Consider the following 14,936-nt stretch of genomic DNA (forward strand, 5'->3'; position numbering starts at 1 on the left):
CCACTGAAATGGCTTGTCAGCTTCCTTGGCTTTCCGCGACCGCGGGCTCGGGTCCGCTCATCTGGAAGGCATCGCTTTCGATGACGCCCCGGATGAACGCCGAGATGCGGTAATCCTGTTGCTCGGCTTCGCGTACGATGGCCCGAATGCGCGGCTGATCGTAGTACTCGACCCGTCGTCCCAGCGCGTAGGCCATGAGGTTGGCGGTGAAGGTGCGGATCAGGGGTTCGGGGCGCTTGAGCAGTGCCTCCCGCAGCTCCGCCGGACTCGAGACGGGCGTCGTGTCGTAGAACGTTCCCCGGGTGTCGAGGGGCATGCCGTTCTCGCGAATGCGCCACTTCCCGGAGACCCCGAAGTTGTCGAGAGCAAGTCCGATGGGGTCCATGAACTGGTGACAGGCGTTGCACACCGGGTTGGCGGCATGCATCGCCATGCGCTCGCGGGTGGTCAGCATTCGCCCATCCGCCGATTCCTCGGTTTCCTCAAGGTCGGGCACGCCCGGCGGCGGAGGGGGCGGCGGCGTGCCGAGCAGCACCTCCATGACCCATTTGCCCCGTAGCACCGGCGAGGTGCGCCCGGCGTGCGAGGTGAGGGTCAGAATGCTGCCGTGGCCGAACAGCCCGCGCCGGTTTTCGTCCGGGTACTCGATCCGGCGGAAATGATCGCCTGCCACATCCGGGATGCCGTAGTGCCGTGCCAGCCGCTCGTCCACGAAGGTGTAGTCCGCGTTGTACAGATCGAAGACGCTGCGGTCCTCCCGAACCAGGTTGTAGAAGAACAGTTCGGTCTCGCGGTACATCGACTCGCGCAGCTGCTGGTAGAAATCGGGCTGCAGGCGAACGTTGGGGTTGATCTTCTCCAGGTCCTGAAGGCGCAGCCACTGGGCGGCGAAGCGCGTTCCCAGCGCCTCGGCGCGCGGGTCGGCCAGCATGCGCGTCACCTGGGCGTCGAGTACCGCCGGATCCGACAGCCGGCCTGCCACCGCCTCCTCCATCAGCTCGTCGTCGGGCGCGGTGCCCCACAGGAAGAACGACAGGCGCGCGGCGAGGTCGATGTCGCGGATCCGGTAGCCTCCGTCGGCGCGCGTGCTCGAAGGCGGCTCCTCGAAGCGGAAGACGAAATGCGGGCTCGCGAGGATGGCTTCGAGCGCGGTACCGATGCCCGCCTCGAAACCGCCCTCCTCGGCGCCGGTGCGGAAGAACGCCATCAGGGCGGTCATGTCCTCGTCGACCAACGGCCGGCGGAACGCCTTCTGCCCAAGCCGGGAGATGATCTCGGTCGCGCAGGCGGTCTCCTCCGAGGGCTCCGTGGGCCGGCAGGTGAAGATGGCCCGGCGGCTGGCGGTCTCCGACACCCCGGTGGGGTTGAAGGGGCCGCCGATGACCAGGTCGCGCAGATGCGGCAGCGCCAGCAGGCCGTACGTGCCGGCGATGGCCGTGCTCGCGAGTGACCAGTCGTGCGGGGAGATCAGGTCCTGGACCGGGCCTTCCGCGTACTTCAGGAAGGCGGCGGTCACGCGGTGGTTGCCGGAACGCACGAACACCGGGTCGGTGCGCATCTCGACGCCGTTGGGGTCGGAGACGTGCATCCAGCGGTCGAGTTCGAGGACCGCCACCCGCTCGCCGTCGACGGAGATCTCGAGTTGCTCGGGAAATTCGTCCGTGTGCAGCGCGTTGCGCCCGTTGCCGACCAGGGTTCCGGTGGTTTCGTGGTGGAACGAGACCCGGAAGACGTACTCGCCGTCGGCGGGGAAGTTGTGCTCGACGCTGATGCCGCCGCGGGTACCGTAGGGGGCACCCTCCACCCGCTCGGTCTGAGAGGCCCAGCGGGAGACCTGGTACTGGGTCTCGCTCGCGGTGGCGGCCGCATCGCCCAGGGCAAGCCGCGCGATGCCGCTGGCCCCGTTCAGGTAGGCCTCCAGCAGGGTGGGCGAGAGCATCTGGGCGTCGGCGATATTGTCGAAGTTCGCGCTCTTGGTGTCGAGCGGAAGGTATTCGCCCGCGTCGATGTCGAGATCGAGGAGGTCCTTGACCGAGCGCTCGTATTCCGCGCGGTTCAGGCGCTGGAAGGAACGGGCGCCGGGATTGGGGTTGGCCGCGATCGCGGCGTCCATTCGATCCTCGAGCGTGCTGACCAGGAGCTCGAGAGTGTCGCCGACGGGGCGGGGCATCCCCGGCGGGGGCATCATCCCGGCGCGCAGCTTGAGGATCATCTTCTCCACGGTCACGGCGCGCGCGGCCAGGTCGTCGATGTCGAAGCCGGCCAGCGACAGGTTGCCGGTTAGCAGCGCGTCGTTGTGGCAGACCTGGCAGTAGCGCTGAACGACTGCGGTGAGGGTGGCGTCGGGCAGATCGGCGGCACCGGACGCATCGTCCGCCAACATCCGGGCGACCCCGTACTCCGCGTCGCCGGGCTGGAACGTCGAGGTGGCGTTCCCGAAATCGCCGGTGCCGGCAGCCGCCAACCCGATGCCCGCCACGATCGCCATCGATGCAATTGCTTTCATGCGCTCGTCCCCGCTTCTCTGACTGACCCCGCCCGTGGCGGGTGCGGATATGCTCGAAGTCTTCCGCCCGCAGGCCCGTACCTGCGGGACACACGCCAACCCGGGCGGAGACAACCCCGCAGCCTTGATTCTACAGCGAAACCCCGGGCTTCGCCATTAGCGCGTTTCCATTTCCTCCTCGAGGGCCATCCACTCCTCCGTGAGGCGCTCGGCCTGCGTGGCGAGCCGTTCGCGCTCGGCCTGAAGTTCCCGGATTCCCGCCGGGTCGGAGTCCTGGTAGAAGGCCGTGTCGGCAAAGGTTGCATCGATTTCGGCAAGCCGGGATTCGATGGCTTCGAGACGGGCGAACGCGCGGTCGCGCCTGGCTTCGGTGGCCGGGTCGGGCGCGCGGGGTTTGCTCGAGGGGTGCCTCCAGGGAGGCGGTGCGGCTGCTCCCCGGTCTTTTCGCTTCTCCCGCCGCGCCTTCAGCACCACCGTGTCGACATCCAGGTGATCGTCCCCGCTGGCGTGGACGTACTCGTCGTAGGTGCCGGGGTAGTCCCGCACGCCGCCCGGCGTGATCTCGAGGATGCGGGTCGCAAGCCGGCTGACGAACCAGCGGTCGTGGGAGACGAAGACAAGCGTGCCGGCGAATCCCTTCAGGGCTTCCACCAGTGCCTCGATGGACTCCAGGTCGAGGTGGTTGGTGGGTTCGTCGAGGACGAGCACGTTGGGCTGCTGGATGGCGAGGCGGCAGAACACCAGGCGGGCGGCTTCTCCTCCCGACAGCGCCGAGAGGGGCTTGGCGGCTTCGTCTCCGCTGAAGAGCACAAGACCCATCTGCGCGCGGACGTAGCCGATGTCGCGGCCCGCGCAGGCGTCCCATATCCAGTCCTGGGCCGTGCGTCCGGGTTCGTCGAGTTGTTCCTCGTGGTCCTGGGCGAAGTAGCCGACGTGGGTCTCGTATCCCCAGCGCACCGATCCGGCGTCGGCTGGCATTTCGCCGAGCGCGATCTTGAGCAGGGTGGATTTGCCGATGCCGTTGGGGCCGAGGATGGCCAGGCGATCGCCGCGGCGGACGCCGAAGTCGACGCCGTGGAGAACCTGGTTATCGCCGAAGGACTTGCGCAGTCCTCTGGCTTCGAAGACCTCGCGTCCGCTGGCCCGGACCGGCTCGAACCGGAACGCAGGATAGCGGCGGGAGCTGCCGGGGAGCGTCTCGAGCGACGCGGCCTTCTTCTCGATGAGCCTCAGCTTGCTCTGCGCCTGGCGGGCCTTGCTGGCCTTCGCGCGGAAGCGGTCCACGAACTTCTGGTGGTGTGCGATCTCCCGGTCGCGGCGCACGATCTCCTTCTCGCGCCGTTCGTGTTCGGCCCGCTTGCTCTTCCGGAAAGCGCTGTAGTTCCCGGGATACGCGAGGACGGTCTCGTAGTCGACGTCCAGGATGTGGGTGACGATGTTGTCGAGGAAGCGGTGATCGTGGGAGATGACCACCAGCGGACCCTTGAAGTCGCGCATGAACTTCTCCAGCCAGCGGATGGAGAGGATGTCGAGGTGGTTGGTGGGCTCGTCGAGCAGGAGCGCGTCGGGGGCGCCGGCGAGCACCTGGGCGAGGAGTACGCGCAGCCTGAATCCCCCGGAGAGCGTGGAGAGCGGATCGCGGTGGCAGGCGGCGGGAAGGCCCAGTCCCTCGAGGATGGCGGCGGCCCTGGCTTCCGCGGTATAGCCGTCGTAGCGCTCGACGACCTCCTCGAGGCGTGAGAAGCGGTCCGCGTCGAATTCCCCGCCCGCCTGAACGTGCGCGAGCAGCGCCTCGCGGGCCGCCAGGGCTTCCCAGAGCACCGGGTTCCCGCGCATCGCGACGCGGAGGATTTCTTCTTCCTCGTAGGCGAACTGGTCCTGGCGAAGCACCCCGAGGCGGAGTCCGCGCGGGATGGAGACCGCGCCCTCGGATGGTTCCACATCGCCGCTCAGGATATTGAGAAGGGTGGTTTTCCCCGATCCGTTGGCGCCCACGAGCCCGTAGCGCTCGCCGGGCTGGAGGCGCAGCGCGACATTGCTGAAGAGCGTTCGATCGCCGAAGGACTTGGCGAGGCCGGTGGTGGAGATCACGGCCGGGACGGATGCGTCCTGAGCAAGGTGGGCTGCTACGCCGGCCGCAGGTCTGCGAGCGCTTCGATGAGGCGGTCGATCTCCGCGGTGGTGTTGTACACGTGCGTGGAAACCCGGATGGCCTCGTGGCCGTCGCGGCGGTGCTCGTCGATGTGGATGGAGGCGCGCTCGGCGACGACCGGCACCGAGGCGACGGCGTCGACGCCCTCGATCTCGAAGATGGTCGATGCGGGCCCGCTGGTCTCGGGGTTTGCACCGCTGACGAGGCGAACCCCCGGCAGGTCGGCGAGGCGCTCCTTCAGGTAGTCGGAGAGGAAGCGCGTGCGGGCTGCGACGCCGTCGATGCCCACCTGTTCCATGAACGCGAGGGAGGCGGCCAGGGCGGCGCGAACGGGCAGATCGTTGGTGCCGGGAGGCTCGAAGGCGGGGTTCTCGGGCGTGGCGTCGTATGCGAAGGCGGAGCGGATGTGCTCTCTCGCGCCCGCGCGCACGTAGAGAAAACCGGTACCCATGGGGCCCAGGAACCACTTGTGCAGGCTGGCCGAATAGGTGTCGCACCCCATGTCGTGAAGGTCGACCGGGAACATGCCCACCGCTTGCGCGCCGTCCACGTGCGAGAAGATCCCGCGTTCGCGCGCTAGCGCCGCAAGCCTGCGGACCGGATAGAGGTGGCCGCCGCGCGTGACATGGCAGAAGGCGATCACGCGCGTGCGGGGAGTGAGCGCGGCCTCGAAGGCCTCAACCACCTCGGCCGCGCCGGAAAGCGGGCTGGGGATGAACACCTCCCGGGTCACGATGCCGTCCCGGGCGGCCCGCAGCTGCCAGGGGCGGCGGCCAGCCGGGTGCTCCTGGGTGGTGAAGACGACTTCGTCGCCCGGGTGCAGGTCGAAGCCGGCGGCGCTGAGGTGAAGCGCCTCGGTGGCGTTGCGGGTCAGGGAAAGCTCGCCCTCGTCGGCGCCCAGGAAGGCCGCGAGCCCGGGACGGACCCGGCCGGCGACGAGTTCGCGGAGTTCGCCTGTGGCCCTCCGGGGTTCGCGCGAGACCGCCTGGTAGCCGTCGGCGACCGCTCGCGCGACGCTCCCGGGAGGCATGCCCAGGCCGGCGTTGTTCATGTAGGCGGTGCCTGCTTCAAGGTCGAAGGCGGCCCGTACATGCGCCCACGCGGGGTCGTCGACCCCGTCCGGGCGGGCGAGGGGGGCGTCGTCCGGTGGGGCCGGAAGGGTGCCGTCATCGGTCTGCGGCGTACTCTGCCCACACGCCGTCAGCCAGGCCCCGGCCGCGCCGGCGGCCCCCGTCCCCACGAACGCGCGTCGCGACAGCCCGGCCATGGTTTCCTCCCGCGTTGGTGGATCCCGGTTGCGCTCGCCCCTTACCGCCAGCCAGGCGGCGGCGGAGCAATGCAGTGGGGGATGCTAACGCGAAATGGGCGGTCGCGCGCGCCCGGACGCGGTCAGGTGGTGGAACGCACCGCGGTGAATTCCCGATCTCCGCCGCGGGCGCCCGAGACCGTGCCCGTCATCTGATCACCCTGAATGGTCGCGCTGTAGCTCTGCGTGACCTCGCGATTCCGCAGTGTGCGCGTGACCTGGAAGGTGATCCGGCCATCCTCGAAAGCGACATTCTGAAGTTGAGTGCTCCCGTTGCGGGCCGTGGCCGAGCCCGTGAGCGCGTCGCCGTCTGCGGCGAAGGTCAGCGTCTGGGTCACGCTGCCGCGCGGGGTCTCGAGCGTCATCTCCCAGGCGCCCAGGACGGCCGAGAAGTCGGAGGAAGTCTGAGCCGAAGCCCTGGTAGCGGGAACGGACGCCAGTGTGAGGGCGAAGGCAAGGGCGATCAATCGGGACATCGTGGGATCAGCTCCTTTTGGGGCGTGATGTTGGTCGGGCGCCCCGCAGTCGGGATTGCCCGGATCGGTACACGGTCGTGCAGTTTCTTGGACAGCCGCTGGCCACGAAGCGTTGCCCGTCCGGATCCGGTGCTCCGACATCCAACGTTACTTCTCCCGACCACGCTATTACCTTGGGAGGCGCGCTGTCTCCCGTTTCGCCCCGCAGCCCTCGCCCGAGGTGTTCGCCCATGAAGCCCGGCAACCCGGTCCAGCCCTTCCGATGCCGGAGCCTTCAGTGCGGACTGCGGGTGTTGCTCGCGTTCGCGCTGCCGCTCGCGGCCGGCTGCTACACCTATACCCAGGTGGGGGTGGAGGCCGTGGCGCCGGGAGAAGCGGTGCGGCTGCGCGTGTTCGAGCAGGCCGTCGACCGCCTCCCGGCGCAACTGGAGAGGAGAACGCAGGTCGAAGGCACCGTGGTCGACATGGACGCCGGGCGTCTCAACCTGCTCCCGGAGCTGGGATCGGTGACGACGGATCCGATTGCACTCCCGGTATCCGACATCGAGGCCATCGCCCGCAGGGAGCTGGACCGGACCCGCACCTGGGTCTCGGTGGCCGTCGGCGCGGCGCTCGGTGTGGGGCTGCTCCTGTCGATCGAGGGCGAACCTGCGGGGACCTCGGGCGGACCCATCACGGAATTCATGACGGGGTGGTCGCTCCGACTGGGTGGGTGATCGCCGACACGGCCGCTCTCTAACCCTCCGCGATCGCCTCCTCCACCGGATCGCCGCGGTGCTCCCGCACGATATCCATGACCTCTTCGTCGGTCAGGACGCGATTGGACGCCTTCGCGCGCGCCAGAATCGCGGAACACAGTTCGTCGTCGACGGGAATGCGGCGCGAGGCCAGCCAGTAGCTGACGTTCGACAGTCCGCTCATGTGGCCGATCTCGATTTCCTGGTCGCGCCCGAACCAGTTGGCCGGGACGCCGGAGTACACCCGGTCGGCGAGGTTGCGGTCGCCTCGCTTCAGCGCCTTGATGATCGCCGCTGCGTGCACCCCTGTGCCCGTGCGGAAGGCGTCGCGGCCAGCCATGGGGTAGCTCGGGTGGATGTCCACCCGGCAATAGCGTGACACCGCCTGGCAGTAGCGGCCGAGCTTCGACAGGTCGTGGTCCCACTCGCCCAGCAGCTTGAGGTTCAGCAGCATCTGGTCGATGGAGGCGTTTCCGACCCGCTCGCCCACGCCCAGACCCGTCCCATGGGCCCGGGTGGCGCCGTATTCGATGGCCAGGATGGCGTTGGTGACCCCCAGGCCGCGGTCGTTGTGGCCGTGCCAGTCCAGTTCGACCGGCTCGCCCAGGCCACGGATGAGCGAGTGAGTCCAGTCGAACAGGTTCTTCATGCCGTCCGGGGTGACGTGTCCCACGGTGTCGCAGAGACACAGGCGACGCACCCCCAGGCGGACGGCGGCGCGAAAGATGGGATCCAGCACGTCCGGCCGCGAGCGCGTGGTGTCCTCCGTGACCAGACACACCTCGAGGCCTTCGCGCATGGCGAAGGTCACGGTCTCGTCGATGCGCCGCAGAAGCGTGTCGACGCTCCAGGATTCGACGTAGAGGCGGATGGGACTCGAGCCGATGAAGGTGTAGACCTCCATCGGCACGCCGGTCCGCTGGGCAATGTCGGCTACCGGCTCCACGTCGCGCACCATGGTGCGGGCGGCGCACATCGGCTTGAGCTTCATGCCGCTGTCGCGGATCTCTTCTACCAGGGCCCGGACATCGTCCCGCGCCCGCTTGCCTGCCCCGGGAAGCCCGACATCCGCCATCCGGATGCCGAGGTCTTCCATTAGGTGGATGAGCTCGATCTTCTGCTCGATGGTGGGATCGGTTACCGAAGGGGACTGGAGACCGTCCCTCAGGGTTTCGTCCACCAGGTCGAAGCGGCCCGGTGCGAGGGGAGCCCGCTTGTACAACTGGTTCCAGTCGAAGATGACGTCCTGCCCGGCGTCGACCGTACCTGTTCGCACAAAACCTCCCGGCGGGCCCCCCGCCCGGGCTTCAGTCAGCTCACCCGATTCAGAGGGTTCGAGTTGGTGTCGATCTCGCTGACCCCCACGGGGAAGCAGTTGCTGCGCCCCGACATGTCCTCCATGGGCGTTGCGCCGGGACTTGACTGAAGGCCCCAGCGGCGCAGGTCGGCGAAACGGCGGTTGTCGAACCACAGCTCGACGCGGCGCTCCTGCTTGAGCGCGGTCCACGCCTCGGTCGCGTTGGAGGCGGTCGCGGGCGGCAGGGCCTCCCCGGTGTGATCGCTCACTACGCTGGTCCGAACCTGGTTGATGAGGTCCATCGCCGCCTGGAAGTTCCCCGGGTTGTTGGCCAGGATCTCCTCCGCCTGAATCAGGATCATCTCCCGTCCCGACGCGAGGGTGTGCGGCGCGGTCTTGCTCGTGAACTTGAGCTGCACGTAGAAGGGGAGGTTGTACACCATGGTGACGGCGTCCGCGATCTCATACCACCCCATGCGCGGGTCGCCGGTCTCGGTGTAGTAGCTCTCGGCGAAGGTGCCCCAGATGGTGTACTCCCGCCAGGGGTCCGACGCCCCGCGGAAGTAGACCTCGTTGGGATCCGGGAAGTCGTCCAGATCGTAGTGGTGCAACTGGAAGACGAAGTCCTCGGGGATGCCGGTGGCGTCGCTCCGGGCGCCGCTCCAGTCTCCGAGCCACATGCGCACGTCGGCCCGCCCGGCCTGGGCGGCGAGCGCGATGTCGGAGGCTCCGGAGGCGTTGCCGACGCCGATCGCCTCGGTGAAGAACTCCTCCGCGCGCGTCAGAAAGTCGGTGTAGGGCTGCTCCGGACCTCCATCGAACACGGCGATGCACATGTTGTGGCCCAGGGTCCGGTTGGCGAAGCCGGCCAGCACCAGAAGCCTGCCGGCGATCTGGTTCGAACCGAACTCGCCGCCCAGAGCCTCTTCCAGCCGGCGCACGCCGTCCTCCGCCATCCAGCGGGCCTGCTGGGCCCGCTCCCAGTGATCGTCCACATTCTCGGAGGTGAGCTTCCCGTTGTAGAACTCCGAGTCGACCAGCCCTCCCGGCGTTCCTTCGAAGCTCGTCAGCCCCGAGTCGTAGGCCAGCCGCGTGTACGCGAGCGCGTTCGCGCGCCGAACGCCCTGGAGCACCGACGGGAACGCCTGTTCGTCGTTCAGGAACTCGTCCTGAACGGGGCCGGGGTTGGTCACTTCCAGATCGCACCCGGTGGCGGCCAGGGCGGCCACGGCCACCAGAGGCGCGATCCGGCGCCTGTATGCAGTGGTTCGCTGTATGCGCATCGTCAACGACTCCTTCCTGTTTTCGCTGTCGGCTCTCCCCTCGTTCGCCCGCCGCATCAGAAGCCCATCCTGAGCGAGGCGATGAAGCTCGCGGGCGGCGGAGGATGCTCCCAGATCGCGCGCGTGATTCCCGACTCCATCCCGTTGTTGCCGGCCATCTCCGGATCCATGGCGAGGAAGTCTTCGTTCTTCCACGTCCAGAAATTCTGCACGGAGAGGGTCAGGGTGGCGTTGGTGGTTCCCGGGACGGTGAACGGCACAGGCGCCGACACGGTCAGGTCGCGGATGCGGAAGAAGTCGTTGGGATAAACGAGGTGTGCGCTGAATTCGCCGCTGCAGGCGTAGATGTCGAAAGCCGTCAGCTGACCGCGCTGTCCGGCCTGGAGGGCGGGCACGGCGTCGTCGCAAAGCGGACTGACCTGGCCGCGCTGGGCCGAGGTGGTGCTCTGGCGGTCGAAGATGTAGTGCCCGGCCAGGTACTCGCCGCGCGCCGAGACCGTGATGCCGCCGCCGAGGGCGATGGAGGTGTTGGGCGTGATGGTCATCGTCGGCTGGTTCGGGCCGAAGATGTGGTTCCGTTCCACGACGGGCTCCCCGATCTGGTCGGGGTTCGTCAGCCGGTCGTAGCGAACGGCGGGAACCGGGTGTCCCTCCTCGAGCCATCCACCTCCGCTCACGCGGAAGCCGGCGTTGCCGCCGAGATCCACAGCCTCGCTCTTGTTGGTGTAGAGCGTGACCCCCAGGTCCCAGCTGAGCGCACGGCTCTGCAGCACCGTGCCGTTCACGTCGAGTTCGATGCCCCTGTTCGACAACACGCCAACGTTGCGCAGCTGCGAGCCCGTGAAGCCGAGGCTCGGGACCAGCTGCACCGGAATGAGCGCGTCCTGGGTCTCCTGATCGTAGTAGGTGAACCCGATCCTCAGGCGCTCGTCCATGAAGACGCCGTCGATGCCGGCCTCGAGTTCGATGGTGCGCTCGGGTCCCAGATCCTTGTTGCCCACGTTCAGCGGGTTGAAGGAGGTCTGGCCGAGCCAGGGGATCGGCTGCCAGGTCCGCACGGCGTCGAAGGCCCCGGGGGCGCGTCCCGCGTGTCCCCAGGCGACCCGGACCTTCATCTCGCCAAGGTCTTGCGGCCAGAACCCCTCGTCCGACATCACCCACGAGAAGGTGGCGCGCGGGTAGGGCTGGAGGCCGAAGTCTTCGCCGAAGGCGCTGTTGCCGTCGATGCGCAGCGCCAGGGTCAGGAAGTAACGGTCGCTGAAGTCGAGCAGGGTCTGGCCGAAGATGCCCGCGTTGACGACGCGCGAGCGGGCCTCCCGGGCCTGATAGGATGCGCCGCTGGTGACGGTGTGCTCGCCGGGTCCGGGGAGCGTGTTGGTGCTCGCCCCCAGATCGGTGTCGCGGGCCACGATCGACTGTCCGCCCCAGGAGAGGCTGGTGCGGAAGCTCTCGGTGAGGCGCAGGTCGAAGCTGCCCACGTAGTCGGCGGTGAGCTGCTCGGCGGTCCAGGTGCGGTCGGAGACGGAACCCGTGGGGTCGTTGACATAGCCGAAGGGCCGGATGTTGCGCATGTCGCTGGCAAGGCGGTCCATCCCCAGGGTGAGCCGGTTGGTGAAGCGCGGCATCGGCGTGTAGGTCGTGGTGATGCCGGCCACCACGCGGTCGACGTCGGTGTCGATTTCGTAGTCGAGCAGCCGCCAGATGACATCCTCCTCCCACGTCCGCACATAGGTGGCGTGGGCCTGGCGGGCGGGCGCCCGCTTGTACCCGTTGTGGGAAATGCTGTACGGGCTCGACCCGCTGGGCGAGTTCTCCACGTGCTGGCGTGTGATCGACGTATTGACCTGGATGTCGAGGTCGCTCCGGGGCTGGAAGCCCAGGTTGATGCGTCCCAGGTACTTCTCGTCGCGGTCGTTGGGAAGGATGCCCTCGTTGTCGTCGAGGCTGCCCGACACGTAGTACGAGATGCTCTCGGTGCCGCCGCGCACGGAGAGGGAGTAGCGCTGCTGGTGGCCGTTGCGGAGCCAGGGATCGAGCCTCATGTACGGCGCGTTGGGCGGGCCGAACTCCTGTACCCAGTTGACGCCCTGGTCGACCTGCGTGCTCCACTGCGCGTCGCCGCCGGAGCCGCGCTTGGTGAAGATCTGGATAACCCCGCCGGCCGCTTCCGTGCCGTACAGAGCGGTCGCGGCCGGGCCCTTGACGATCTCGATGCGCTCGATGTCGCTCGGGTTGATGTCGTTCAGCGGCCCCATCACGTCCTTGGGGCCGAAGGCGACGTGCTGACCCACCGCGTGGTTCAGCGCGAGCCCGTCACTGCGGATGCGTACGCCGTCCACGTAGACGAGCGGCTGGTTCGACATCGCCACGCTTACGTTGCCGCGCAGACGGATCTGCGAGCCGGAGCCCGACATTCCGGACGTCCGGACGGCGACCACGCCAGGGGCGCGCGCGGAGAGCAGCTGGTCGACGGCGGGCACCGGGTCGGCCAGGGTGGCGACATCCACCTGGGCGACGGAGGTCCCCACCTCGCGGCGGCGCGCCTGCCCGGCGGTGCCGGTGACCACGATCTCGTCCAGGCCGAGCGCCTCCTCCTCCAGCGCCAGGTCGGCGGTGGTGGACTGGCCCCCCTGGACCGTGATCTGCGCCGTTGCCGTGCGCATGCCGATGCGTTCGGCGGTCAGGGTGTAGTTGCCCGCGGGCACGTTCAGGATCAGGAAGCGGCCGTCGCCCCGGGTCAGCGTCCCGAAGCCGGTGCCGGCCAGATAGACCTGCACCTGGACCAGGGGACGGCCGGTGGCCTGGTCGGTCACCTGGCCGATGACCTGGCCGTTTTCCTGGGCCTCGAGCGTCGCGGGAGCCGCGAACCCGAAGACCACCGCAAGCGGAATCACCGCCGCAGCGGCCAGGGCCGCCCTCCTCAGCCGGGCGATGCCGGCGTGCAGATTCATATGATCCGACCTTGGATGCACCATGTGGCCTCCTCTGCTGCGAACAAGAGATGGACTGTGTGTCAGCCCGAAAGAAGAGTTTGCCTCACCACGTGGGCGGAGCAACGCCCACAATACGCTGCGGATGCGCGGGGATCAAGCGGAACGACTGTGCCCCGTCCCGGCTCGTAACGCCTGAGGTCAACCGTCGCCCGGGGGTTGGCCGTTGACCAGCGAGTTCCAGAGTTCGATGGTCGGGTTGCGCTGAATCCGGATGCCCTCGCGCTGGGTCTGCGCCATCGCGTGAACATCGTGTTCGTCACCCAGGATGAAGGTGTCGAACATCGCGCTCATGATCTGGAGCGACTGCCTGACGCTCGCAGGGCCCCAGTGGTACCAGCCATGCGGCTCCGCGCCGTACACGACCCAGTCGTACCAGTTGCCGTGGATCTCGGCCTGGATGCCGTACTGCTCGATCTGCTGGAAGCGGGCCGCTCCGTCGCCCTGTGCGTACAGGAAGAGCAGCGGGACATCGATTTCGTCGGCATGGTAGATGATGGAGCGCTCGTAGTAGTTGCGCGGGTTCTCCATCGGCGTGCGCCCGATCAGGAAGCGGTTCCAGCCCTCCATGCCGCCGTAGGTCGACAGGGTGACCAGGTCGGTCGAGCCGTACCAGACGATGCCCGCGCGGAAGCGGCCGGGGTCCTTGGTGACCGCGGTGGTGGTGTAGAAGCCGCCGGTCGAACCCCCGAAGGCGCCCACCCGGCCGGGGTCGACCCAGCCCTGCCCGGCGAGCAGATCCATGCCGATGAAGGCGTCGCGCAGGTCGTGGTCGCCCCCGTGGGTGTGCACCGCCTGCCGGTACGCCTTTCCCCGCCCGGTGCTGCCGCGGAAGTTGGGCGCGAAGACCAGGTAGCCGCGGCTGACGAAGTACTGGACGTACGGATGCCACTGCTTCGGATGCTGTCCGTTGGAGTTGGCGCGGAAGAAGAAGAGTCCCGGAAGGCGATCGCCGGCGCTGGCGCCCTTCGGCTTGTAGACGAGTCCGGCGACCTCGAGACCGTCGAAGCTGGTGTACTCCATGAACTCCGGCTCGACGAACAGGTCGGGGTCGCCGACGGCGGGATGCTGGTGGTCGGTGATTTGGCGCGGCGCCCCGCCATCGACCGGGAGGATCCAGAGATCGCCGGTCCGCGAAGGCCCCGAATGCGTGTGGACGATGTGCTCACCGTCCGGGTGCCAGAGGTGGCCGCCGCGCGTCTGGCCGGTCGCCCGCGAGCCTCCGTTGACCCCCGTCGCGTGGGTGAGCTGCTCCGGCTCGCCGCCCTCGGCGGGGATGCGGAAGATGTGGTAGTCGTAGTCGAGATTGCGGGTGAAGGAGATCCAGCGGCCGTCCGGCGACCAGCGCGGCTCGCTGTGCTCGATATCCTCGGTGAGCAGCATGGTGGCTTCGCCGGTCGCCACGTCCAGCACGCCCAGGTTGTTGAAGCCGTTGCGGTCGGAGATGAAGGCCAGGCGGGTGCCGTCGGGCGACCAGCGCGGCTCGGTGTCGCGCCAGTCGAAGGTGTTGGGGGTGAGGGCGCGGGCGTCCCCGTCCGTCGCCGGCATGACCCAGACGTCCTGGTTGCTCTGCGCATCGTCTTGCGGACGGGTGTTGCGGGTGAAGGCGAACATGGCGCCGTCGGCGGACAGCTGGCCGCTGCCCCCCGGTCCCACCCGCTCGATCTCGCCCGTCTCGATATCCACGGCCGCCACCGAGTTGTCCCAGAACATGCTGGTGTTGAAGTAGATCCGGCGGCTGTCGGGCGCCCACGAGATGCCGGAGTCGTTGAGCGGGTGCTCGGTGAGGCGTCTCGCCTCCCCGCCGCCGGCCGGCACCACGTAGATGTCGCGCACGTCGGTTCCGCCGAAGTCGGCCTCGAAGGCGATCCAGCGCCCGTCGGGGCTGAAGCGCGGCGCCATCTCGCGGCCCGCCATCGCGGTGATGCGGGTGGGCTCGCCTCCCGCCGTGGGCACCGTCCAGAGGTCGTAGGACCCCTCGGCGGCCGACTTGAAGACGAGGAGGCCGCCGTCGGGCGAGATGTCGAACTCCTCGATCCACACGGTCTCGGCCAGCGCCTCGATCGGCAGCCCGGGACGGAACTGCGGCGAAGTCGCGCGGGTCGGACCCCAAACCACCAGCGCCGCGACCAGAATGGCCGCGGCGCCGGCGAAGACCCTCATTGTTCTTCTGGACAATCGCCCCCCTT

Annotated in this window: 9 protein-coding genes; 1 reads left to right on the forward strand and 8 read right to left on the reverse strand. The window is 68.3% G+C overall.

All coding sequences use genetic code 11. From position 1 onward, the window contains the following. Nucleotides 1–16 precede the first annotated feature (16 nt). The 4 genes from OXU32_13720 to OXU32_13735 form a co-directional block, all read right to left on the reverse strand. Nucleotides 17–2,506, reverse strand: coding sequence for a DUF1592 domain-containing protein (locus OXU32_13720; protein MDE0075010.1), 2,490 nt, complete (start codon nt 2,504–2,506; stop codon nt 17–19). 156 nt (nt 2,507–2,662) lie between these two features. Next, complete coding sequence (locus tag OXU32_13725; protein MDE0075011.1) at nt 2,663–4,597, reverse strand: ABC-F family ATP-binding cassette domain-containing protein; 1,935 nt, start codon at nt 4,595–4,597, stop codon at nt 2,663–2,665. Nucleotides 4,598–4,632: 35 nt separating this feature from the next. After that, entirely contained in the window at nt 4,633–5,925 is a 1,293-nt protein-coding gene (locus OXU32_13730) for an aminotransferase class V-fold PLP-dependent enzyme (GenBank protein ID MDE0075012.1), read from the reverse strand. Nucleotides 5,926–6,047: 122 nt separating this feature from the next. Next, the gene (locus OXU32_13735; GenBank protein ID MDE0075013.1) at nt 6,048–6,440 is read right to left on the reverse strand and encodes a hypothetical protein; all 393 of its coding nucleotides are present in this window, start codon (nt 6,438–6,440) and stop codon (nt 6,048–6,050) included. A 230-nt stretch (nt 6,441–6,670) separates the two neighbouring features. Between OXU32_13735 and OXU32_13740 the strand changes: the two genes are divergently transcribed. Beyond that, a complete protein-coding gene (locus tag OXU32_13740; protein ID MDE0075014.1) occupies nt 6,671–7,156 on the forward strand; it encodes a hypothetical protein in 486 nt (161 codons plus the stop codon). Nucleotides 7,157–7,175: 19 nt separating this feature from the next. Here the strand turns inward: OXU32_13740 and OXU32_13745 are convergent, their stop codons facing one another. The 4 genes from OXU32_13745 to OXU32_13760 all read right to left on the reverse strand — a co-directional run bounded on the left by OXU32_13745 (nt 7,176) and on the right by OXU32_13760 (nt 14,910). Continuing rightward, entirely contained in the window at nt 7,176–8,453 is a 1,278-nt protein-coding gene (locus OXU32_13745; GenBank protein MDE0075015.1) for a LeuA family protein, read from the reverse strand. Nucleotides 8,454–8,488: 35 nt separating this feature from the next. Then, the gene (locus tag OXU32_13750; protein ID MDE0075016.1) at nt 8,489–9,757 is read right to left on the reverse strand and encodes a RagB/SusD family nutrient uptake outer membrane protein; all 1,269 of its coding nucleotides are present in this window, start codon (nt 9,755–9,757) and stop codon (nt 8,489–8,491) included. 56 nt (nt 9,758–9,813) lie between these two features. Continuing rightward, nucleotides 9,814–12,708 carry a TonB-dependent receptor gene (locus OXU32_13755; protein ID MDE0075017.1) on the reverse strand — a complete coding sequence of 965 codons (2,895 nt, stop codon included), beginning with the start codon at nt 12,706–12,708 and terminating at the stop codon, nt 9,814–9,816. A gap of 180 nt (nt 12,709–12,888) precedes the next feature. After that, a complete protein-coding gene (locus OXU32_13760) occupies nt 12,889–14,910 on the reverse strand; it encodes a prolyl oligopeptidase family serine peptidase (protein ID MDE0075018.1) in 2,022 nt (673 codons plus the stop codon). Between the last annotated feature and the right edge of the window lie 26 nt (nt 14,911–14,936).

The organism is Gammaproteobacteria bacterium (assembly GCA_028819075.1).
In the GTDB taxonomy this organism is placed as follows: domain Bacteria; phylum Gemmatimonadota; class Gemmatimonadetes; order Longimicrobiales; family Gaopeijiaceae; genus BD2-11.